This window comes from Porphyrobacter sp. THAI-01a (assembly GCF_056868655.1).
Genome location: NZ_CP180579.1, coordinates 2075827 through 2097072 on the forward strand (window position 1 = coordinate 2075827; position 21246 = coordinate 2097072).

A 21246-nucleotide genomic window follows, 5' to 3' on the forward strand; every position below is an offset into this window, starting at 1 on the left:
ATCACGGACAGGAACCGCAGCCATAGGGCGCGCTCCGGCAAATTGTCTGGCTGCCGGCCTAGGGGAAAGCGCGCAGGCGCCTCGTTCGGGGGGCCATCGCCTGCCCCGTAACACTACCGATCCGCGCCGCGCCGCCCGGTTAAAGGGAGCGGTTCTAGGGCGACGCTCCGACCGACTTGGCTCAATCCCGGAGTTCCCCGAAGCATGCGCCTTTGCACCGCCTTTGTCGCCACCCTGTTCGCCACCACCGCCGCACTCCCGCTCAGGGCGGAGGACGCGACCCTCTCCGAAGATACAGCCGCCGCCCCGGCACCGGCACCTTCCCCCAAGGCCTTCACCACCGGTGTCGCCAAGGGCCGCGACCTGCTCGACACCGCCATCTCGGCGAGCGTGCTCGACGACCACGATCTCGCCCAGCTCTCGGTCAGCTCGATCGCCGGGATCATGCAGAACATCCCCGGCATCCGCTCCGAGACCTCCGACATCGACGGCTTCTCGGCGATCACCATCCGCGGGCTGCCGCTGGCGGCGGAAGGTTCGAAATTCCTGCAATTGCAGGAGGACGGCCTGCCGGTGCTCGAATTCGGCGACATCCAGTTCGCCGGGATCGACCAGTTCCTGCGCGCCGACCTCACGCTGTCGCAGGTCCAGGCGATCCGCGGCGGCTCGGCCTCGACATTCGCCTCGAACTCGCCGGGCGGGCTGATCAACTTCATCTCCAAGACCGGCGAGACGGCGGGCGGCCTCATGCAGGTCTCGAGCGGGGTTGGCCATGACCTGAAGCGCATCGATTTCGCCTATGGGGCGCCGCTCGGCGATGGCTGGCGGTTCCATGCGGGCGGCTTCTACCGCACCGGAGAGGGCCCCCGCGAGATCGGCTTCAACGGCTTCGAGGGCGGGCAGATCAAGGCCAACCTCACGCGCGAGTTCGAGCGCGGCTACATCCGCCTCTACGGCAAGTATCTCGACGACCGTCAGCCCAATTACGGCACCCTGCCCGTGACCATCCGGGGGACGGATGCCGACCCTGATATCGGCTTCCTGCCCGGCTATGACATCCGCGAGCAGGGCTATCTCTCGCCGCTCACCCGCTCCTATGCCGAGGTCGACCGCAACAACCAGCCGACCGTGCTCGACGCGGGCGACGGCCTTGCCGCGCGGGTCGCGGCGATCGGGCTGGAAGCCCAGTTCGAGATCGCCGGTTTCACCGTCACCAACCGCTTCCGCTTCTCCGACATCAGCGGGGAATACAACGACAACGTGCCCTTCGTGGCGGCGCCGGCACCCTTCTTCGCCGGCTTCGGCGGCCCGGGGGCCCGCCTGACATATGCGGCCGGGCCGCAGTCCGGCCAGGCCATCACCGACGCGCGCCTGCTGGCGCTTTCGGCGCGGATCCATGCCGATCTCGAGAGCCTCGACAACGCCACCAACGACCTGCGCGCCACCCGCGTGTGGGACGTGGGCGAAGGCAAGCTGACGACGACCGCGGGGGTCTACAATTCGAGCCAGGACATCAGGATGTTCTGGAACTTCACCAGCACCTTGCAGGACCTCGCCGGCGGCGGGCGCAGCGCGCCGGTGAACCTCGCCACGGCGGCCGGCCTGCCGCTGACCGACGCGGGGACCCTTGCCTACGGCTTCGCGGTCGGCCTGCCCTTCACCATCTATCACAACCGCTACGACGTGACCTACGACATCCTCGCGCCCTATGGCTCGGTGAACTACCAGATCGGCAAGCTCGCCATCGGTGCCAGCATCCGCTGGGATCGTGGCAACGTGCAGGGGCAGGTGTTCTCCTCGAACTTCGGCGCCGGACGGGTCGGCGTCGCGCCGATCGACGTCAACGGCAACGGGCAGATCTCCGTGCCCGAGCGCACCGTGCCGATCCTGCCGCTCAGCCAGCCCGCGCCGGTCGACTACGATTACGACTATCTCTCCTACTCCGCCGGGGTGAACTACCGCTTCACGGACAACCTCTCCGCCTTCGCCCGCTACAGCCGCGGCGGGCGGGCGAGCGCGGAGAACGCCATCGGCACCGAAACGCTCGATCCCGTCACCGGCCGCCCGCGCGATCCGGGCGTGCAGGTGTCGATCGTCAAGCAGGCCGAGGCCGGGGTGAAATTCCGCAAGGACGGCCTCAGTGCCTTCCTCACCGGCTTCTGGGCCTCGACCGACGAGCGCAATTTCCAGATCAACGCCAATGCGGCCGGGCAGGCGCAGGTGGTGCCGGTCAACCGCACCTACAGCGCCAAGGGGCTCGAATTCGAGGGCGAGTGGCGTGAAGGGCCCTTCGCCCTCGTCGTCGGCGCGACCTGGACCGATGCCGCCATCGACCGGGACGCGATCGACCCCGCCTTCGACGGGAACACCCCCCGCCACATCCCCGACTTCGCCTTCTTCGCCCGGCCCGAGGTCGCGCTCGAGGCGGTGAGCTTCGGCGCGGTGATCAACGGCACCACCTCGAGCTATGCGCAGGATACCAACCAGCTGCGCCAGCCGGGCTACGTCCTCGTCAGCCCCTTCGTGCAATACCGCCCCGCCGAGGGCCTGACGCTCGCGCTCAACGCCTTCAACGTCTTCGACGAACTGGCCGTGGTCGCGATCCAGGCCCCCACCATCCCGCCCTCGGGCCTCGCCAACGCGCAGGTCATGAACGGGCGCACCGTCACCGCATCCCTGCGCTACGCCTTCTGAGGGGCAGGCGTCGAAAACCTGGACGAGAGGAACCCCCGCCATGCTTGACCGGATGAACATCCCGCGCCGTCTCGGCTTTGCCTTCATCGCGCTGAACGTCGTCGCGGCGGCCGTGATGATCGCCTGCGGGGTGAGCCTCGCGATGATCTCCTCGGTCACCGCGAGGAACACCGCGAGCCAGGAAATCCTCGCCGACGTGCTGGCACTGGAGACGGCGCTTCTGCGCCAGAACAGCCAGATGCGCGGCTTCCTCGTCACCGCCGACGAAAGCTACCTCAAGTCCTACTACGAGGGCCGCGACGATTACGACGAGGCCTCGCGCAAGCTCGAAGCCGCGCTCGCCGACCCGGCGCTCAAGCAGCTCGCCCGCGTCTCGCGCGAGGAGACGCTCGAATGGCGCCGCGACTGGGGCGACAAGTATATCGCCGTGGTCAAGGCCGGCGGCCGTGACGCCGCGCAGGAGGCGATCCGTGCGGCGGGCAAGCGGGTGCTGGTGACCGATGCCGTCAACCCCTTGCGCGAGATCCGCGATGCCCAGCATGCCGCTATTGCAGCCGAGACCGAGCGCCAGGCCGGTGTCATCACCATGGCATGGGTCGCGATCGGCCTCGGCGGCACGATCCTGATCGGGCTTGCGCTGGTGCTCTCGCGCGGGCTGACCAGGTCGATTGCGCAGCCAATTGTCGATCTCACCAGGGCGGTGACCGACCTTTCGAAGGGATCGAACGAGATCGCCATTCCCGGCACCGAGCGCAGCGACGAGCTGGGCGCGATGGCGCAGGCGATGCTGGTGTTCCGCGACGCCGCGGTCGAGCGCCAGCAGGCCGTGGCCGAGCGCGAGGAGGCGGTCGCCCGTATCGGCCGGACCCTGGCGGCGGTCGCGGATTCGGACCTGACCGTGCGCCTCACCGACATGCCCCCCGCCTTCGCCGCGCTCGCGCGGGACTTCAACGGGGCGATGGAGCGCCTCTCGCAGGCGATGGGGGCCGTCAACGACAGCATCGGCTCGATCAACCTCACCTCGAACGAGATCGAGCATGCCATGACCGACCTCGCCAGCCGCAGCGAGGATCAGGCCGCGCGCCTCCAGCTTTCCTCCAGCACGATGGCGAGCCTCACCGCCAATATCGAGCAGAACGCGAGCCTCGCGGTCGGCGTCAGCGGCTCGATGCGCGAGGCGCGGGCCGAGGCGGAGACTGGCGGCGAGGTGGTCGGCCGCGCGATCCAGGCGATGGGCAAGATCGAGACCGCGAGCGTCGAGATCTCCGAGATCACCGCAATGATCGACAACATCGCCTTCCAGACAAACCTCCTCGCGCTCAACGCCGGGGTCGAGGCCGCGCGCGCGGGCGAGGCGGGCAAGGGCTTCTCGGTGGTCGCCTCGGAAGTCCGCGCGCTCTCGATGCGGGCGACCGAGGCGGCGAGCGAGATCAAGTCGCGGGTCGAGGCGGTCGGCGGGCATGTCCAGACGGGCGTCTCGCTGGTCAACGAGACCGGTTCCGCACTCGAGGCGATCATCGCCCGGGTCGGCGAGGTGACGCAGGCCGTCACCAGCATCGCCGATGCCGTCAGCGAACAGAGCATCGCGCTGCGCAAGGTCTCCGAGACGATCGGGGCGATGGACAAGATGACCCAGCAGAACGCGGCGATGGTCGAGGAAACCAACGCGGCGACCAAGAACCTCAACCACGAAGCGCGCCAGCTGGCCGCCACCTTCGCAGGCTTCCGGATCGGCAGGGATACGGAGCGTGCCGGGCCGGCAGGCGGCGGCTGGGGCGGCACCCTCGCGGCCTAGGCGCGCGGCTAGGGGATTGCCCCCGGGCCCTGCGAAAACCGCTCTTTAACCCTGTCGCTTATGACCTTGGACAGGCTTCCGGACCCCGCAAGGGGCCGGAGCCGCCGACTGCTTCCCCTCTCTCAGCGAGGCCGCAAGGATGATCACTCTTCCCTCCATCTGCGACCGGAGCGCCGCCAGCGCGCTTTACCCTGAAATCGCGGAATCGCTCGGGCCCGCGCCCTTGCCGGTCGATGCCGCCCGCGTCGAGCGGATCGGGCAGGCGATGCTGCAACTGCTGGTCTCGGCAGCGCGCAGCGAGGGCGGGATCGCGATCCGGCACCCCAGCGACGCCTTCACCTCCGCGCTGCGCCTCGCGGGTCTCGACCACGTCCTTCTGGAGGGCGTGACGGCATGACCGAAGACGACATCAGGCAGATCTTCTTCGTCGAGTGCGAGGAGGCGCTCGAGGCGGCGGAAGGCGGGCTGGCCGCCTGCCGCGAGGGCACCCACGATGCCGAGACGATCAACGCGATCTTCCGCGCGGTGCATTCGATCAAGGGTGGCGCCGGCGCCTTCGGGCACACTGCGCTCGCCGCCTACACCCACGGCTTCGAGAACCTGCTGGGCGACATCCGCGAGGGGCTGGTGCCGCTCGAACCCGGGCTGGTCGATCTGCTGCTGCTGGCGCTCGATTGCCTGCGCGACCATGTCGAGGCCGCGCGCGGCGGCGGCACCCCGCCCGAGGATGCCGAACTTCTCGCGCGGCTGGAGGCTGCGCGGGCGGGCAACGGCGGGGAGGTTGCCGTCTCCCCGCCCGCGCCCGCCGCGGCCCCGGTGGCAGCCGCAAGCGATCCGCTCGACGATCTCGACGCGCTGCTGAACGAGCTTGCCGCCCCAGCCCCGGCTCCCGAGGCAGCGCCCGAAAGCTGGCTGGTCCACATCCGTCCCCATGCCGGCGCCATGACCAAGGGCAGCGAGCCGCTGCTGTGGCTGCGCGAACTGTGCGACCTCGGCGGCACCTGCGAGCTGTGCGACATCGCCGCCATTCCGACCTTCGAGCGCCTTTCCGTGAACGAGGGCTATCTCGGCTGGACCTTCCGGATGCCCGGCCATGTCACGCGCGAGAGCGTCGCCGAGATCTTCGATTTCGTCGGTGACGAGGTCGCGGTCGCCTACGGGCCGGAGGGCACCATGCCGCCCCCGCGCATCGCTGCGCCCCAGCCGCCCTTGGCGTCCGCCACCCCCGCACCCGCGCCCGCTGAGGCGGAAAGTGCTGCCGGCGCGCCGGTTGCGCCCGCGCCGGCCGCCCCGGCGGGCGCAGGGCCGGCGACACCCGCCGCCGCCGCTCCCGTGACGCAGTCGGTGCGCATCGACCTCAGAAAGCTCGACATGCTGATCGACGGCGTCGGCGAACTGGTGATCGCGCAGGCGATGCTCGCCCAGCGGCTCGCCAACGAGAACCTCGCCCATATCGAGGAGCTGGCGCTGATCGAAACGCTGGTGCGCGACATCCAGGAACACGCGATGGCCTTCCGCGCCCAGCCGATCAGCTCGGTGTTCGGCCGCGTCCCCCGGCTGCTGCGCGAACTCGGCACCTCGACCGGCAAGCACGTCAAGCTGGAGGTGTTCGGCGAGACCACCGAGCTCGACAAGACCGTGATCGAGCGGCTCTCCGAGCCCATGACCCACCTCATCCGCAACGCCGTCGACCACGGGATCGAGCCTCCGGAGGAACGCCGCACCGCGGGCAAGGACCCTGAGGGCACCCTCACCCTCTCGGCCGAGCAGAAGGCGGGTCGCATCATCATCCGCATCGCCGATGACGGGCGCGGGATCGACCGCGAGCGGGTGCTGGCGAAGGCCATCGCCAACGGCCTCGTCGCGCCCGAGGCGCAGCTGACCGACGACGACATCAACCAGCTGATTTTCGCCCCCGGCTTCTCCACCGCCGCGCAGGTCTCGAACATCTCCGGGCGCGGGGTGGGCATGGATGTGGTCAAGCAGAACGTGAAGGAGCTTGGCGGGCGCATCACCATCGAGAGCGTGCCCGGCAAGGGCACCACCTTCAGCCTCGCCCTGCCGCTGACGCTCGCCATTTCCGACGGGATGATCGTGCAGGTCGGCGACCAGTCTCTGGTGATCCCGCTCACCCACGTGATCGAGAGCCTCCGGCCCACCCCCGCCGATGTGAAGGGCATGGGCACCCGCGCCCAGATGCTCAACGCCCGCGGCAGCTTCGTGCCGATCGTGCCGCTGGGCGCGCTGACGGGCGCGAACGCGGCGGTCGTGAACCCCTGCGAGGGCGTGCTGGTGCTGGTCGAGACCGAAGGCCACGGCCGTGCCGCACTGCTTGTCGATTCGATCACCGATCAACGCCAGTTCGTCATCAAGGCATTGGATGCCCATTACCGCCAGATCGACAGTGTCGCGGGGGCGACGATCCTCGGCAACGGCAAGGTGGCGCTGATCGTCGATGTCGATTTCATCGCCAGCACCGCCGCACACGCGGGCGGCGCCGGCATGGCTCTGGCGGCTGCGGCCTGACCATGCAGGCCCCCTCCGCCGCGGCGGCGACCGACAGCATCGTGCCCGGTGTCAGCCCCGCCATCTACAGCGAAGCCGATTTCCGCCGCATTGCCGCGCTGATCCATGACCGCAGCGGCATCGTCCTGTCGGACCGCAAGCGCATGCTCGCCTATTCGCGCCTCGCCCCGCTGGTGCGGCGCAGCGGCCTGACGAGCTTCGGCGCCTTTCTCGATGCGCTGGAGGAGGACCCGCAGGGACTGACCGCGGTGATCGCGGCGCTGACCACCAACCACACCTATTTCCACCGCGAGCCGCATCACTTCGATCATTTCGCCGCCGAACTGCGCCCCGGCCTCGTGCGCCGCGCGCTGGCCGGCGAGGAGGTGCGCATCTGGTCGGCGGGCTGTTCGACCGGCGAGGAGATCTGGACGCTGCTCATGGTGCTGCTCGGGCCCGAACGCGAAGCGGGCCTCAGGATCGCGCAGAGCCGCGTGCTGGCGCTCGCCAGCGACATCTCGGTCAACGCCCTCGCAGGCGCGCGGGGCGCGACCTATCCGGCAAGCGCGCTCGAAGCCCTGCCCGAAGGGCTGCGGCGCACCTGGTGCACTCCGGCTGCCGGAGGCGGCGGCGAGCCGCGCCTCGCGATCGATCCGGCGCTGCAGGCGATGGTCCGCTTCCGTGAGCTCAACCTGATGGGCGAATGGCCGATGCGGCGAACCTTCGACGTGATCTTCTGCCGCAACGTGATGATCTACTTCGACGCCCCGACCAAGGACCATCTGGTCGCCCGCTTCGCCCGTCAGCTGGCACCGGGCGGCCATCTCTACATCGGCCATTCCGAAAGGGTCAGCGGCCCCGCGACGGTGCTGCTCGAACCGGTCGGGCCGACCATCTACCGCCGGAAGGGCGCAGAATGAGCATCCGCGTCCTGATCGTCGATGATAGCCCGCTGATGCGCGCGCTGCTCCAGCACCGGCTCGAGCGCGAGAGCGACATCACCGTCGCCGGCACCGCCGCCGACGCAGCCGAAGCGCGCCAGCTCATCAAGGCGCTCGATCCCGACGTGGTGACGCTCGACATCGAGATGCCGGGGATGGACGGACTGTCCTTCCTAGAGAAGATCATGGCCCTGCGCCCGACGCCGGTGATCCTCGTGTCCAGCGCAACCGAGGCCGGCGCGAGCGCGACGGTGCGCGGGCTGCAGCTGGGCGCGGTGGGCTGCATCCCCAAGTCGCAGCTGCGGATGGCCCAAGGCGGAACCGACGACGACGCCCTGCCGGCGATGGTGCGCGAGGCGGCGCGGGTGCGGTTTGCCCCCGCACCGGCGCGACCGGCCCGCACGCTCTCGGCCCCGGCCCCGTCACCTGCGCCCGTCCACGCCCTGCCCGAGGCCATCGTCATCGGCGCCTCGACAGGCGGGGTCGAAGCGCTGCACACCGTCCTCGCAAGCTTCCCCGCGGATTGCCCGCCCACCCTCGTCGTCCAGCACATCAACGGCTGCTTCGCCGGGGCCATCGCCCAGTCCCTCGACCGCACGGTGCGCCCGCGGGTGATGCTGGCGGAAAGCGACATGCCGCTCGAAAGCGGCACGATCCTGCTCGCGCCGGGGAACGAGCGGCACCTTCAGGTCGCGGCGGCCGGTGCGCGGGGCCTGCGCTGCGTGCTGCGCGAGGGCGATCCGGTCTCCGGGCACCGCCCCAGCGTCGACCGTCTGTTCGCCTCGCTCGCCTCCACGCTCGGGCCTTCCCGCGGGCCGCGGGCGCTCGGCATCCTGCTCACCGGCATGGGGCAGGACGGCGCGCAGGGCATGGCCCAGCTCGCCAGCATCGGGGCGCGCACCATCGCCCAGGACCAGGCGAGCAGCGTCGTCTTCGGCATGCCGCGCGCGGCGATCGAGCTCGGCGCGGCCGGCGAGGTGTTGCCGCTCGATCGCATCGCCCCGGCCATCTTCACACCCAACAAGGCACCCGCGCCATGACCGCCATGACCCCCTTCCCCGCCCCGGCCGGATCACCGCCCGAGGCGATCCGCATCACCATCGTCCAGGGCGAGGCCAAGGCGAGCACCGATCCGCGGGTGGAGATGAGCACGATCCTCGGCAGCTGCGTGGCGACCTGCCTGTTCGACCCCTTGGCGCGGGTGGGCGGCATGAACCACTTTCTGCTCGCCGAGCCGCCGGCCCATGTCCGCAACCAGACCTTCGACAGCGATTACGGCCTGTTCCTGATGGAGCTGCTGATCAACGAGATGCTTTCTCTCGGCGCGCAAAAGAGCCGGATGCGCGCGCGGCTCTACGGAGGCGCGAACCTCAATCCCGACCTCTCGCCGATCGGCACCGCCAATGCCGCCTTCGCCCGCCAGTTCCTCGAGCGCGAGAACATCCCCAAGGTGTTCGAGGATCTCGAGGGCACCCAGGCGCGGCGCATCCAGTTCCGCCCCGCCAGCGGGCAGGTGCGCGCCCGGCTGGTCCCCGCCGACACCGCACCTACGCAGAAACCACTGGGGCGGCCGCAATCGGCACTTGGGACGGTCGAGCTATTCTAGGGCCAAACGGAGCACATCATGCAAGCCAGCAACCCCGCCACTATCCGTGTCCTGACGGTCGACGACAGCGCCTCGATGCGCGCGCTGCTGCTCGGCGCCCTGACCTCGCGCGGCTTCGCGGTCGAACAGTGCGAGGATGGTCAGGAAGCGCTCGAATGGCTCGCCTCGAACGAGGTCGACGTGATCATCACCGACATCAACATGCCGCGCCTCGACGGTTTCGGCCTGATCGAGAAGCTGCGTGCGAGCGCCCTCCATGCCGAACGCCCGATCCTGGTGCTGACCACCGAAAGCTCAGAGGAAAAGAAGCAGCGCGCCCGCAATGCCGGGGCGACGGGCTGGATCGTCAAGCCCTTCGACGCCGACAAGCTCACCGCCGCGCTGCGCCGCGTGATCCACTGACCCTGCCCGAGGTAACGTCCCCATGCGCCACGAACTCATCACCTTCGGGATCGCCAGCCAGCGCTTCGGAATCGATATCATGACCGTGCGCGAGATCCGCGCTTGGTCGCCCGTCACTCGCCTGCCGCGCGTGCCGGACTATGTCGCGGGCGTCGTCAACCTGCGCGGGGCGGTGCTGCCGGTGATCGACCTTGCCGCCCGGCTCGGCTGGGAGCCGACCGAGGCGACCCCCCGCAACCCGATCATCGTCATCGAGCACGAGGGCCAGATGCGCGGGCTGATCGTCCACGATGTCGCCGACATCGTCGGGATCGAGGCCGGGACGCTCCAGCAGCCCGACGCGATGGGGCACGAGACCATCACCCACTTCCTCGAAGGCATCGCCCCGCTGGGCGAGGACATGGTGATGGTGCTCGATCTTGCCCGGCTGATGGCGGACGAACCGGTCGAACTGGCGGCCTGAGGATGGTTCCGCCTGCCGAATCCCGTGCGGCTCCCTCTCCGGCCCTGCTCGAAGGCATCGCCGCGCACCTTGCCGCGCTGGCGGAGGATTCCGAGACCTTCGGCATAGTGCTGTGCAGCGACCCCGATATCGCTGGCCGGTATCTGGTGCAACTGCAGCAGATCGACCGGCTGGCCCAGTCGCTGCGCGAAATGGCGGGCGTGCTCGCCGCCCCCGATCCCCGCGCCGCGGTAGCCGCGATCCGGCTCGGCGATCTGCGTCACGCGCTGGAGGAGGCCGGTGCGGCTTGATCGCGCCCTGATCGGCCTGCACGCCGCGGGCGTGGCCTTCGCGCTGGTCGCGGCGCTGGTTTGGCCGCGTCCGGGGCAGGCGGCGCTGCTGGTGCCGCTCGGCGCCACCGATCTCGGCGAGGTGCTCGCCTGGGCCGAGCGTGCGGGAGCCCCGCTGCTGGCACTCGATACTGCGAACGGCCGCGTCATCGCCCGCATCGACGACAGCACCAGCCTGCCCGGCGCCCTCGCATCGGGCATCCTTCCCATCGCAGCGCGTGCGCCCGCCTGTTCGCAGAGGAGCCCCGAGTGAAACCCGTGCCGGTCTACGAGATTAGCGAACTGCGCGCCAACGGCGTGCGGCTGCTGGTGATGCTGGAAGGCCTCGTCGCCGCGATCATCATCCTCTGGAGCCTGCTCGCCGGCCAGCCGCCGATCGCGCTGGCGGCGGCGATGCTGCTCGTGACGCCGGCGGCCTTTGCCCTCAGGCAAAGGTCCGACGGCATCGCCCGCCTCTCGATCGCCGTAAGCCTGCCGTTACAGGCCGGCCTGCTGCTGGCGCTGGCGAGCAAGGGCGGCTGGCTGATCGACATGCACATGGTGTTCTTCGCCTTCCTCGCGGTGCTGGTGATCATGGCCTGCTGGCGGGTGATCCTCGCCGCCACCATCACCATCGCGCTCCACCACCTGCTGCTCAACTTCGTCGCCCCGGCCTATGTGTTTCCCGATGGTGCCGACCTGCAACGGGTGCTGTTCCACGCGGTGGTGGTGCTGATGGAGGCAAGCATCCTGATGATCGTGTGCCAGCGTTTCGAGGCACTGGTACGCGGCCTCTCCGATGCGCGCTCCGCCCAGGCGAGCATCGACGCCGAGCGCCAGGCCGAACGCGAGACGGTTGCCGCGCAGCAGCGGCACGTGCTCGTCAACCTCTCCGAGCGCCTGCGCGCCCTTGCCGCGGGAGACCTCTCGAGTCGGCTCGAGGTGCCCTTTCCGGGCGATTACGACAGCGCACGCACGCTGCTCAACGAGACCTGTGCGCAGCTCGACGCGCTGGTCGGCGCCGTGGCCCTCACCGCCGATCAGGTCGCCACCGGCGCGCTCGAACTGCGCGAGGCCTCGGGCGATCTGGCGGGCAAGACCGAACAGCAGACCGCCGCGATCGAGACCGTCGCCCGCACCGCCGCCGAGCTGCTCCGCGACGTCGAGGCCCAGGCCCGGCTGTGGGCCGAGACCCGCGACACCGCGCTCGGTGCCAAGGCAGACGCCGACAGCGGCGCCGCCGATGTTGCCGGCGCCGCCGAGGCGATGACCCGGATCGAGACTTCGTCGACCCAGATCGGCGAGATGATCGCCTTCATCGACACCATCGCCTTCCAGACCAACCTGCTGGCGCTCAACGCCGGGGTCGAGGCGGCGCGGGCGGGCGAGGCGGGCAAGGGCTTTGCCGTGGTGGCAGGCGAAGTGCGCGAACTTGCCCAGCGGTCGGCGCAGTCGGCCGGAGCGATCAAGCAGCTGGTGGCGACCTCGAAGGAGGAGGTCGCGCTCGGCGTTGCGCGGGTGCAGCAGCTGGTTGCCCTGCTCAGCTCGCTGGTGAGCCGCTTCTCCGACATCGCCAGCCAGGTCGACAGCATCGCGCAGGGCTCGGGCAGCGCGGTCGAGGCGATCCGCCAGATCGATGCCGCAATGGGCCTGCTCGACCGCGGGATGCAGCAGAACGCGGCAATGGCCGAACAGACCAGCGCGGCCTCGGTCGAATTGCTGCGCGGGGCGGAGGACCTGCGCGGACAGGTGAGCCACTTCCGCCGCGAGGATGGCGAACCGCGCCCGATGCGCCTGCGCCCAGCAGCCTGACGGGCGGCGCTACTCGGCGGGCTGTATCAGGGGGCCTGCATGATCTTGGGCGCAGAGGGAATCGGGCCGCCCGTCAGGATCGAATTGGCCTCGTTGGCGAGGATCCCCACCACCATCGTCCACACCGCGACGTTCTGGCGCAACTGCACCGGATCGATCTTGTCGAGCGTGTCGTCGGGGGTGTGGTGCAGGTCGAAGTAGCGCATCCCGTCCTGCTGGAGATCGATCAGCGCGCCCTTCTGGTCGCGCACGATGTTGAGGTCCGCGCCGCCGGTGGCGACATCGCTTCCGGCCGAGACACCGAAGCGCGCGACGGCAGCGGCGATACGCTTGTGGAGCGCAGGGTTGCTCTCGCGGAAGTTCGAATCGAAGCGCCACACCCGGTCCGCGCCGAAATCGCTCTCGATGCCGACCGCGATCGCTTCGTCTAGGTGCGCCTCGCTGTAGGCCTTGCTGCCCCAAAGGCCTGTTTCCTCCGCCCCGGCCATCAACACGCGCACGGTGCGCAGCGGCTGCCCGGCCTTGGCGGCATTGAGCGCGGCCGCCGCGATGATCGCGCAGCCTGCGCCGTCGTCGAAGGCGCCCGGCGAATTCCACCAGCTGTCGATATGACAGGCGAGCAGCACCGGCGGGAGCGAAGGGTTCTGCCCCACGATCTCGCCCACGACATTGCCGCTCTCGGTCTTGCCGAGCTGGCGCGGGTTCATCTCGAGCCGCAGCGTCAGCGGCCGCCCCTTGGCGCGGGCGAACATCCGCTCGAGGTTCTCGGCGTCCGGCAGGCTCAGCGCACCCGCCGGGATCGGCTTCACGCCCTCGGGGAAGCTGGTGCCCCCGGTGTGGGGGTTGCGGTGGTGATCGGTGCCGACCGACTTGATGACGACCCCGACCGCGCCCTTGCTCGCGGCAAGGCCCGGGCCGACCCAGCGCACCGGGCCGGCAAAACCGTAATGCGATCCGTCCTGCGCTGGGCGCATCTGATGGCTGATATAGGCGATCTTGCCCGCGAGGCTCCCGGCGGGCGCGGCGCGCAATTCGTCGACGGTGCGGAAGAACACCACCTCGGCCTCGATCCCGCCTGCAGGCGTCGCGCCGGAATTGCCGAGCGGCAGCACGGTCAGGTCCTGCGCGAAAGGCGCGGTGACGCGGGCGCGAGCGATGTCGCCGGGCACCCAGGTGTCCATCATGAAGGGCTCGTCGGCGACATTGGTGAAGCCCCGGGCCTTGAGCCAGGCCACCGCCCACGCCCGCCCGCGCGCCTCGGCCTCGGTCCCGGCCTGACGCGGGCCGACCTCGGTGGTGATCCCCTCGACGAAGTCCCATGCGTGGGTGTCGCTTTCGAGCGCGGCGGCGGCGGCCTGTTCGAGCGCCTGGGTCTGCGCGACGGAGGGGGTGGACAGGAAAGCGAGCGGGAGCGCGGCGAGCGCGGGGGCGAGGCGGTTCATAGCCACAGGTGCTATCGACAGGGCGCACGCAAGTCTAGCCGCTTGCCCTTGCCCCTCCCCTTCCCTATCTGCGGCCCACAAATTTCCCGCTGATCACTCGACCCGAAGGACCATCCGATGGCCGCGCAATACGCCTATGTCATGAAGGGCATGACCAAGACCTTCCCCGGCGCCCAGAAGCCGGTGCTGAACAACATCTCGCTCCAGTTCTACCAGGGCGCCAAGATCGGCATCGTCGGCCCCAACGGCGCGGGCAAGTCGACCCTCATCAAGATCATGGCCGGGATCGACAAGGACTTCACCGGCGAGGCCTGGCCGGGCGAGAACATCACCGTCGGCTACCTCGAACAGGAGCCCGAGCTCGATCCTACCAAGACCGTGCTCGAGAACGTGCGCGAAGGGGCCAAGGAAACCGCCGATCTCGTCGCGCGTTTCAACGAAGTCAGCGCGCTGATGTGCGAACCCGACGCCGATTTCGATGCGCTGGGCGCAGAGATGGGCGAGCTTCAGGACAAGATCGACGCGGTCGATGGCTGGACGCTCGACAACCAGCTCGAAGTGGCGATGGAAGCCCTGCGCTGCCCGCCGGGCGACTGGCCGGTCAAGGACCTTTCGGGCGGCGAGAAGCGCCGCGTCGCGCTCACCCGCCTGCTGATCCAGAAGCCCTCGATCCTGCTTCTCGACGAGCCGACCAACCACCTCGACGCAGAGTCGGTCCAGTGGCTGGAGAACCACCTCAAGGAATATGCCGGCGCGGTGCTGATGATCACCCACGACCGCTACTTCCTCGACAACGTGGTCGAATGGATCCTCGAGCTCGATCGCGGCTCCTACTACCCCTATGAAGGCAACTACTCGACCTATCTCGAGAAGAAGGCCAAGCGCCTCGAGCAGGAAAGCCGCGAGGAAAGCGGCAAGCAGAAGGCGCTCCAGCGCGAACTCGAGTGGATCCGCCAGACCCCGGCCGCGCGCCAGACCAAGTCCAAGGCGCGTATCCGCAAGTTCGAGGAACTGCAGAACAGCCAGGACAACCGCCAGGTCGGCAAGGCGCAGATCGTCATCCAGGTGCCCGAGCGTCTGGGCGGCAAGGTGATCGAGGCCAAAAACATCTCCAAGGCCTATGGCGACAAGCTGCTGTTCGAGAACCTCAGCTTCATGCTGCCGCCCGGCGGGATCGTCGGCGTGATCGGACCGAACGGTGCGGGCAAGTCCACCCTGTTCAAGATCCTCACCGGCAAGGAACAGCCCGACAGCGGCACGATCGAGATCGGCTCGACCGTGCGCCTCGGCTATGTCGACCAGAGCCGCGACCACCTCGACCCCAAGAAGAACGTCTGGGAGGAAATCTCCGACGGGCTCGATTACATGAAGGTCAACGGGCAGGACATGTCGACGCGTGCCTATGTCGGCGCGTTCAACTTCAAGGGCGCCGACCAGCAGAAGAACGTCGGCAAGCTCTCGGGCGGTGAACGCAACCGCGTCCACATGGCCAAGATGCTCAAGGCCGGCGGCAACGTGCTGCTGCTCGACGAGCCGACCAACGACCTCGACGTGGAAACGCTCGCCGCGCTCGAAGACGCGATCGAGAACTTCGCGGGCTGCGCCGTGGTGATCAGCCACGACCGCTTCTTCCTCGACCGCCTCGCGACCCACATCCTCGCCTTCGAGGGCAACAGCCATGTCGAGTGGTTCGAAGGCAACTTCGAGGCCTACGAGGAAGACAAGCGCCGCCGCCTCGGCGATGCTGCCGACCGCCCGACGCGGCTTGCCTACAAGAAGCTCACGCGTTGAACCTGACGCGCCATCCCGGGAGAGCCCGGGATGGCCGCTTCAGCCGAGCTTGACGTTCGAGCGCATCGTCCTCGCTTAACATCGTTGTCGCGGAGCTCGTGCAGAGCTCCGGCGCCCTTCGGCAAATAGCTGAAGCCTGCGAACCGCTTGTCGCAGGCGTTTACCCCTTCTTAATCAGGCCTACGTCAGTCTCCTTAACAACGAACAAGGTCGCATAAGGGGCAGCAGGGGCCAATGACGGGAATAGAGGTACCGCTTGAGCTGGCCGTGCTGCTGTGCGCGGGATTTGCCGCAGCCGGGGCATGGGCCGGACAGGCTCGTGCCATCCGCAGGCTCGATCCGCGCCGCAATCCGCTGCGCGACCTGATGAAGCCCGAGGTGCTCTCCGAAGCGATCGACCTCGCCACCCGCCGCAACGCGATGCGCGCCGGGTCGCGGGCGGTGCTGCACGGGCGGATCGATCAGCTCTCGGCCTGCTCGGGTGCCTGGAACAGCGCCACGCGCGACGAGGTGCGCGAGCATGTCGCCGCGGTGATGCGCGCCGGTCTGCGCCGCGACGACCGCATCGCGCTCTCCGGTCGCGAGGGCTTCACCATCACCATCAGCGGCGCCGACGAGCGTGCCGCGACCCGCATCGCCGAGCGGCTGCGCCGGGCGCTCGCGCAGCTCAGCCTTCCCCAGCTCGGCAGCGAGGCTCGGCTGACGGCGAGCTTCGGGGTCGCGGCCGAAAGGTTCGGCGACGGCGAAAGCGGGCTCGACCGGCGGGCGCGGCAGGCGCTCGATGCGGCGCTGGCCAAGGGCCCCGACCACGTCGTGCCCGCGAGCGAGATCGAGGACGTTATCCTCCTGCCCGCCCCTCCGGATTCGGCAGCCTCGGCCGCCTAGGGCGAGACCCAGCGCCCCTCCCACGCCCCGCCCTCTCCCGCACGGACGAACTGTGCGCGGACATGGCCGGTGTGGGCGAGATAGAGCCAGTCCAGCGCGGTGAGCGTGATCCGCAGCAGGGCGAAGTTCTCGCGCGCCGGGACAAGCTGCGCATCGTCCGGCTCCACCCCTTCGAACTCGCGGGGAAGGCCCGAGGTCGGCCCGTCCGCGCCCGTGCCCGGCCCCTCTCCCAGATAGCAGCGCCGCGCGAAATTGGTGCTCGCGGCCCAAGCGGCATCGACCTCGGCGCCTTCGCGCAGGATTGCCCCGGTGCCGCGCGCGCGGATCTGCACCTTGGCGCCCTTGTCGTAGAAAAGCACGGCGATCCGCGGGTCGCCGGCAACCACTCCCGCCTTGGGCGCACGCGAATCGGTGTGGAGCCGTAGCCGCCAGCCTTGAGCATCGAAGGCGCGCAGCACCATCACCCGGGCATCGACATCCGCGGTGACGATCACCGGCGTGTGCATCGGCGCCTTTCGGTCGCGCGGCGCGCGGATTAGCCGGTTACGGCAGTCGGCAAGCACATCGTCGAGCGTTTCGAACATGGTAGGACGCCTTTGGCACCGGAGCCGCGCGCGTCAAGCGCGGCGAGAAATGTTAAGCTCAAGCGCTTTTTTTCTGAACATTCGCGCCTCGGTTCATCGCTGCGACAACTTGCCGGTCGTAAGGCTCGGCCCATCGACATGCCGCTTGTGGTGGGCTGGCGTTACTGGAGGCAACACAATGACCACCCTCTTTGCGAGGGGCGGATCGCTCGCGGCGCTGGCCGCGGCGCTCGCCCTTGCCCTTCCCCCCACCGCTGCAGCCGCGCAGGAAGTGCCCTTCCAGCCCGACGAATCCGATCCGCCGGGCATCCGGGTCGAGCGGCCCTCCTCCGGCACCGAGTTCAGGGGCGGCCCGGCGCGCGCCGAGATCGCGCGTCCCGCAGCGCCGCCGCCGAGCTATGCCCGCGCCGATGCCGACACTCCCGCCCCGCGGTTCGAGCGGGTCGCCGCCGAGCAGCGCCAGCCGCGCCCGCGCGGCGAGGGACGGGCGGAGCGCGGTGCACCGGGCGGGTTTGGCGGTGACGTGATCACCCGCGCCCGCGCCGCCCAGCAGGCGGAACGGCGCGGACCCGAGCGGGCCGAGCGCGTCGACCGCCGCAGCGAACAGCGGGCCGACCGCGTCGACTGGCGCAGCGAGCAGCGCGCGAACCGGGTCGACGGGCGCAGCGAACAGCGCGCGGACCGGATCGAGCAGCGCGGCGACGGGCGGGCGGACCGGCTCGAATGGCGCGGCCGCGACAACGCCGCCGACCGCGTGGACCGGCGGACCGAGAACCGCGCCGACAGGGTCGAGCGCCGGGGCGATTTTCGCGCCGACCGCATCGAGCAGCGTGGCGACAACCGCGCGGGCCGCATCGAGCAGCGCGGGGACAACCGCGCCGACCGGGTCGACGGGCGCCGCGGCAACTGGCGCGACGGACGGGGCGGCGGTTTCGACAATCAGGTCCGCGATATCGCCCGCGATGCGCGCCGGGCCGACCAGTGGCGCGACGGGCGTCGCGACGATTGGCGGGATGGCCGGCGCGACGGATGGCGTGATGGGCGCCGCGACGACTGGCGCGACAACCGGCGCAACTGGCGGCGCGACGACTGGCGCTGGGGATGGAATGGCCGTCCGGGCTGGGACAACCGCGACTTCCGCCGCTGGAACCGCGGCTGGCGCGGCAACCGGTCCTACGACTGGTTCGATTTCCGGCGCGGCAACCAGTTCCTGTTCCGCCCCGGCCCCTACTTCGCACCGTTCCGCAGCCACCGCTACAGCCGGGTGGACATCGGCTTCTTCCTCGACAGCCTGTTCTTCCAGCCACGGTTCTTCATCAACGATCCCTGGGCGTACCGCCTGCCGCCGGCCTACGGGCCCTATCAGTGGGTTAGGTATTATGACGATGTCCTGCTCGTCGATATCTACACCGGCGAGGTCGTAGACGTGATCCACGGCTTCTTCTGGTAGGTCTCCTGGTCGGTCTCCACCAGACGCAAGAGGCCCCGTCGGACTTGTCCGGCGGGGCTTTTTCGCGCCCTGCGCGCTTGCTACCGACAGGACATGACCACGCCCGATCCCGCGCCCGACCGGCAGGCCCTCGCCCGGCTCGGCGAGATGGTGCGCGCGCGGCTGGCTGCGGACCCGGCGATCTACCGCATCGAGGACGAGCGGATCGAGCTCTTTGCCATCGGCGACTTCCTTTCCGATGACGAATGCACCCGCCTGGTGGGGATGATCGACGCGGTCGCGCGGCCCTCCTCGCTCCATGAACTCGACTATGCGAGCGGGTTTCGCACCTCCTATTCGGGCGATCTCGACCCGCGCGATCCCTTCGTCGCGGGGATCTCCGCGCGGATCGACGCGCTGCTCGGGCTGCCGCCGGAGATCGGCGAGCCGGTTCAGGGCCAGCGCTACCTGCCCGGCCAGCAGTTCAAGCCGCACAACGACTGGTTCTACACCTCCGAGAGCTACTGGCCCGAGGAGCAGCGCCGCGGCGGGCAGCGCAGCTGGACCGCGATGGCCTATCTCAACACGGTCGAGGCGGGCGGCGCGACCGCCTTCACCCTGCTCGGCCTCGAGATCGAGCCCAAGCCGGGCGTGCTCCTGCTGTGGAACAACGCCCTTGCCGATGGCCTTCCCAACGAGGCGACGCTCCACGCCGGATGTCCGGTCGAGCGCGGCGCGAAATACGTCATCACCAAGTGGTATCGCACACGCCGCTGGCAGTAGGAAAGCGGCCTTACGCCCGCGCCAGCGCCTCGGCGATCAGCTGGCGCGTCGGTGCGATGCCGTAGAGCGCGATGAAGCTGCCCATGCGCGGGCCCTGTTCGGAGCCAAGAAGTGTCTCGTAGAGCGCCTTGAACCAGTCACGCAGGTTCTCGAAGCCGAACTCGGGCTGCTTGCCGATCTCGTAAACGATCGTCTGTAGGTCCTCGGCGCTCATGTCCGCCGGGGCCTCGGCCAGCGCGGCATCGAGCGCCCACAGCGCCGCAACCTCGCCATCCACCGGCGCGCGCTTCTCCAGCGTGGAGGCGACGAAATCGCGGTTATAGGCCAGCGCCTTCATCACCAGCACATCGAGCGCCGGGTGCGCTGCCGGATCGGCATCCGCGACATAATTGCCGAGGTAGGACCACACCGCCTCGTGGGTCGCGCCCGCACCGAGCACGCCCACCAGATTGAGCAGCAGGCTGAAGGGGACCGGCAGCGTATCGCCCTGCCCCGGCGCGTCAGGCCCGTCATGGCGCTCGTTGGCGCGCAGCAGGTGCCACACAGGATTACCGAGCCGCTTGTCGATATCCTGCGCGGGGATCGCGGCGCGGAACTGCCAGTAATCGTCGACCGCCTTGGGGATCACGCCCGCATGCAACTGCTTGGCGCTCTTGGGATTGGCGAAGATGTAGAAGCCAAGGCTCTCCTCGCTGCCATATTGCAGCCATTCCTCGATCGAGAGGCCATTGCCCTTGGACTTCGAAATCTTCTCGCCCTTGGCATCGAGGAACAGCTCGTAGATCAGCCCTTCCGGCTTGTGGCCGCCGAGCACCCGGGCGATCTTGCCCGACTGGATGCCGCTGTCGGTCAGGTCCTTGCCGTACATCTCGTAATCGACCCCGAGCGCCACCCAGCGCATCGCCCAGTCGACCTTCCACTGGCACTTGGCCATGCCGCCGAGCGCCGATTGCTCCACCACGCTGCCGTCCTCGTCGGTGAAGCGGATGATCCCGGCAGCGGCATCGACCACCTCGACCGGAACCTGCAGCACCGCCCCCGTGGTGGGGCTGATCGGCATGACAGGGGAATAGGTCTTTCGGCGCTCCTCTCCGAGGGTCGGGAGCATGATGTCGAGGATCGCCTGGAAGTTCGCCAGCACGCTCTTGAGCGCGTCGTCGAACTTGCCGCCATTGTAGCAGTCCGAGGAGCTGACGAACTCGTATTCGAAGCCGAAGCGGTCGAGGAAGTCGCGCAGCATCGCGTTGTTGTGCGCGGCGAAGCTTTCGAACTTTTCGAAGGGATCGGGGATGCGCGACAGGGGCTTGCCGAGATGCTCGGCCAGCATTGCCTGGTTGGGGACGTTGTCCGGGACCTTCCTCAAGCCGTCGAGATCGTCCGAGAAGGCCACCAGCCGCGTCGGCGCGCCGCCGGTCAGGGTCTCGTAGGCGCGCCGCACGAGGCTGGTGCGCAGCACTTCCTGAAAGGTGCCGATATGCGGCAGGCCCGAGGGGCCGTAGCCGGTCTCGAACAGCACGCCGCCGGGCTTGCCTTGCGGCAGCCGCTTCGCGAGGCGCTGCGCCTCCTGGAAGGGCCAGGCCTTGGAGTTCTGTGAAGCGGCGATGAGGGCATCTTGGGTTATCGTCATGACGGGGCGGCTATTAGGGATGCGAAAGCGGCTTGCAAGCGGAATGGCGCGCGCGAAGCGGACAAAGCGGACACCGTGTCCGCTTTGCGCGACCGTGTTTTGCGCCAGAATTTCATAGGGTTGCACTCCGTTTCGTGCAGCGGACGGACAGGGAAGCGGGGCCTTTTCTTCCGCCCGCC

The 21246-nt window shown here is 69.1% G+C and carries 19 protein-coding genes; 16 read left to right on the forward strand and 3 right to left on the reverse strand.

Annotated elements, in window-relative coordinates:
* Window positions 1–204: 204 nt before the first annotated feature.
* The 12 genes from ACMX37_RS10110 to ACMX37_RS10165 all read left to right on the forward strand — a co-directional run bounded on the left by ACMX37_RS10110 (window position 205) and on the right by ACMX37_RS10165 (window position 12526).
* The gene (locus ACMX37_RS10110) at window positions 205–2694 is read left to right on the forward strand and encodes a TonB-dependent receptor domain-containing protein (protein WP_483145799.1); all 2490 of its coding nucleotides are present in this window, start codon (window positions 205–207) and stop codon (window positions 2692–2694) included.
* Between the two features lie 40 nt (window positions 2695–2734).
* Complete coding sequence (locus ACMX37_RS10115; RefSeq protein ID WP_483145800.1) at window positions 2735–4489, forward strand: methyl-accepting chemotaxis protein; 1755 nt, start codon at window positions 2735–2737, stop codon at window positions 4487–4489.
* 139 nt (window positions 4490–4628) lie between these two features.
* Window positions 4629–4886, forward strand: a complete 258-nt coding sequence (locus tag ACMX37_RS10120; protein ID WP_483145801.1) for an STAS domain-containing protein — start codon at window positions 4629–4631, stop codon at window positions 4884–4886.
* Window positions 4883–7015, forward strand: coding sequence for a chemotaxis protein CheA (locus tag ACMX37_RS10125; protein WP_483145802.1), 2133 nt, complete (start codon window positions 4883–4885; stop codon window positions 7013–7015). Before ACMX37_RS10120 ends, ACMX37_RS10125 begins: the two co-directional genes overlap by 4 nt.
* Window positions 7016–7017: 2 nt before the next feature.
* Window positions 7018–7914 carry a CheR family methyltransferase gene (locus ACMX37_RS10130; protein ID WP_483145803.1) on the forward strand — a complete coding sequence of 299 codons (897 nt, stop codon included), beginning with the start codon at window positions 7018–7020 and terminating at the stop codon, window positions 7912–7914.
* The gene (cheB, locus tag ACMX37_RS10135) at window positions 7911–8975 is read left to right on the forward strand and encodes a chemotaxis-specific protein-glutamate methyltransferase CheB (RefSeq protein ID WP_483145804.1); all 1065 of its coding nucleotides are present in this window, start codon (window positions 7911–7913) and stop codon (window positions 8973–8975) included. Before ACMX37_RS10130 ends, cheB begins: the two co-directional genes overlap by 4 nt.
* Window positions 8972–9541: a chemotaxis protein CheD gene (locus ACMX37_RS10140; RefSeq protein ID WP_483145805.1), complete on the forward strand. Its 570-nt coding sequence runs from the start codon at window positions 8972–8974 to the stop codon at window positions 9539–9541. The genes cheB and ACMX37_RS10140 overlap by 4 nt, the downstream gene beginning before the upstream one ends.
* Before the next feature lie 18 nt (window positions 9542–9559).
* Window positions 9560–9943, forward strand: coding sequence for a response regulator (locus tag ACMX37_RS10145; RefSeq protein ID WP_483145806.1), 384 nt, complete (start codon window positions 9560–9562; stop codon window positions 9941–9943).
* A gap of 22 nt (window positions 9944–9965) precedes the next feature.
* On the forward strand, window positions 9966–10406 hold the full coding sequence (locus ACMX37_RS10150; RefSeq protein ID WP_483145807.1) for a chemotaxis protein CheW: 441 nt from the start codon (window positions 9966–9968) through the stop codon (window positions 10404–10406).
* Window positions 10407–10408: 2 nt separating this feature from the next.
* Complete coding sequence (locus tag ACMX37_RS10155; protein WP_483145808.1) at window positions 10409–10696, forward strand: hypothetical protein; 288 nt, start codon at window positions 10409–10411, stop codon at window positions 10694–10696.
* Window positions 10686–10988, forward strand: a complete 303-nt coding sequence (locus ACMX37_RS10160; protein ID WP_483145809.1) for a hypothetical protein — start codon at window positions 10686–10688, stop codon at window positions 10986–10988. The genes ACMX37_RS10155 and ACMX37_RS10160 overlap by 11 nt, the downstream gene beginning before the upstream one ends.
* On the forward strand, window positions 10985–12526 hold the full coding sequence (locus ACMX37_RS10165; protein ID WP_483145810.1) for a methyl-accepting chemotaxis protein: 1542 nt from the start codon (window positions 10985–10987) through the stop codon (window positions 12524–12526). Before ACMX37_RS10160 ends, ACMX37_RS10165 begins: the two co-directional genes overlap by 4 nt.
* A 26-nt stretch (window positions 12527–12552) precedes the next feature.
* Here the strand turns inward: ACMX37_RS10165 and ACMX37_RS10170 are convergent, their stop codons facing one another.
* The gene (locus ACMX37_RS10170) at window positions 12553–13968 is read right to left on the reverse strand and encodes a M20/M25/M40 family metallo-hydrolase (protein ID WP_483145811.1); all 1416 of its coding nucleotides are present in this window, start codon (window positions 13966–13968) and stop codon (window positions 12553–12555) included.
* A gap of 117 nt (window positions 13969–14085) precedes the next feature.
* On the opposite strand from ACMX37_RS10170, the gene ettA reads away from it, so the two are divergent.
* Complete coding sequence (ettA, locus tag ACMX37_RS10175; RefSeq protein ID WP_483145812.1) at window positions 14086–15759, forward strand: energy-dependent translational throttle protein EttA; 1674 nt, start codon at window positions 14086–14088, stop codon at window positions 15757–15759.
* Between the two features lie 234 nt (window positions 15760–15993).
* On the forward strand, window positions 15994–16644 hold the full coding sequence (locus tag ACMX37_RS10180; protein ID WP_483145813.1) for a GGDEF domain-containing protein: 651 nt from the start codon (window positions 15994–15996) through the stop codon (window positions 16642–16644).
* On the opposite strand, the gene ACMX37_RS10185 is transcribed toward ACMX37_RS10180, so the two are convergent.
* Window positions 16641–17228, reverse strand: coding sequence for a flavin-binding protein (locus tag ACMX37_RS10185; RefSeq protein ID WP_483145814.1), 588 nt, complete (start codon window positions 17226–17228; stop codon window positions 16641–16643). The genes ACMX37_RS10180 and ACMX37_RS10185 overlap by 4 nt on opposite strands.
* 178 nt (window positions 17229–17406) lie before the next feature.
* On the opposite strand from ACMX37_RS10185, the gene ACMX37_RS10190 reads away from it, so the two are divergent.
* Together ACMX37_RS10190 and ACMX37_RS10195 are read left to right on the forward strand one after the other, a co-directional pair.
* The gene (locus ACMX37_RS10190) at window positions 17407–18678 is read left to right on the forward strand and encodes an RcnB family protein (protein ID WP_483145815.1); all 1272 of its coding nucleotides are present in this window, start codon (window positions 17407–17409) and stop codon (window positions 18676–18678) included.
* A gap of 93 nt (window positions 18679–18771) precedes the next feature.
* Entirely contained in the window at window positions 18772–19440 is a 669-nt protein-coding gene (locus ACMX37_RS10195) for a 2OG-Fe(II) oxygenase (protein ID WP_483145816.1), read from the forward strand.
* Window positions 19441–19450: 10 nt separating this feature from the next.
* On the opposite strand, the gene ACMX37_RS10200 is transcribed toward ACMX37_RS10195, so the two are convergent.
* On the reverse strand, window positions 19451–21067 hold the full coding sequence (locus ACMX37_RS10200) for a lysine--tRNA ligase (RefSeq protein ID WP_483145817.1): 1617 nt from the start codon (window positions 21065–21067) through the stop codon (window positions 19451–19453).
* Window positions 21068–21246: the final 179 nt, after the last annotated feature.

Excerpts from the sequence above, each read along its gene's own strand:
- cheB (WP_483145804.1), top strand. The coding sequence starts at position 7,911 with ATGAGCATCCGCGTCCTGATCGTCGATGATAGCCCGCTGATGCGCGCG.
- ettA (WP_483145812.1), top strand. The coding sequence starts at position 14,086 with ATGGCCGCGCAATACGCCTATGTCATGAAGGGCATGACCAAGACCTTC.
- ACMX37_RS10150 (WP_483145807.1), top strand. The coding sequence starts at position 9,966 with ATGCGCCACGAACTCATCACCTTCGGGATCGCCAGCCAGCGCTTCGGA.
- ACMX37_RS10110 (WP_483145799.1), top strand. The coding sequence starts at position 205 with ATGCGCCTTTGCACCGCCTTTGTCGCCACCCTGTTCGCCACCACCGCC.
- ACMX37_RS10115 (WP_483145800.1), top strand. The coding sequence starts at position 2,735 with ATGCTTGACCGGATGAACATCCCGCGCCGTCTCGGCTTTGCCTTCATC.
- ACMX37_RS10120 (WP_483145801.1), top strand. The coding sequence starts at position 4,629 with ATGATCACTCTTCCCTCCATCTGCGACCGGAGCGCCGCCAGCGCGCTT.
- ACMX37_RS10170 (WP_483145811.1), bottom strand. The coding sequence starts at position 13,968 with ATGAACCGCCTCGCCCCCGCGCTCGCCGCGCTCCCGCTCGCTTTCCTG.
- ACMX37_RS10180 (WP_483145813.1), top strand. The coding sequence starts at position 15,994 with ATGACGGGAATAGAGGTACCGCTTGAGCTGGCCGTGCTGCTGTGCGCG.
- ACMX37_RS10125 (WP_483145802.1), top strand. The coding sequence starts at position 4,883 with ATGACCGAAGACGACATCAGGCAGATCTTCTTCGTCGAGTGCGAGGAG.
- ACMX37_RS10190 (WP_483145815.1), top strand. The coding sequence starts at position 17,407 with ATGACCACCCTCTTTGCGAGGGGCGGATCGCTCGCGGCGCTGGCCGCG.
- ACMX37_RS10145 (WP_483145806.1), top strand. The coding sequence starts at position 9,560 with ATGCAAGCCAGCAACCCCGCCACTATCCGTGTCCTGACGGTCGACGAC.
- ACMX37_RS10155 (WP_483145808.1), top strand. The coding sequence starts at position 10,409 with ATGGTTCCGCCTGCCGAATCCCGTGCGGCTCCCTCTCCGGCCCTGCTC.
- ACMX37_RS10130 (WP_483145803.1), top strand. The coding sequence starts at position 7,018 with ATGCAGGCCCCCTCCGCCGCGGCGGCGACCGACAGCATCGTGCCCGGT.
- ACMX37_RS10200 (WP_483145817.1), bottom strand. The coding sequence starts at position 21,067 with ATGACGATAACCCAAGATGCCCTCATCGCCGCTTCACAGAACTCCAAG.
- ACMX37_RS10185 (WP_483145814.1), bottom strand. The coding sequence starts at position 17,228 with ATGTTCGAAACGCTCGACGATGTGCTTGCCGACTGCCGTAACCGGCTA.
- ACMX37_RS10140 (WP_483145805.1), top strand. The coding sequence starts at position 8,972 with ATGACCGCCATGACCCCCTTCCCCGCCCCGGCCGGATCACCGCCCGAG.
- ACMX37_RS10195 (WP_483145816.1), top strand. The coding sequence starts at position 18,772 with ATGACCACGCCCGATCCCGCGCCCGACCGGCAGGCCCTCGCCCGGCTC.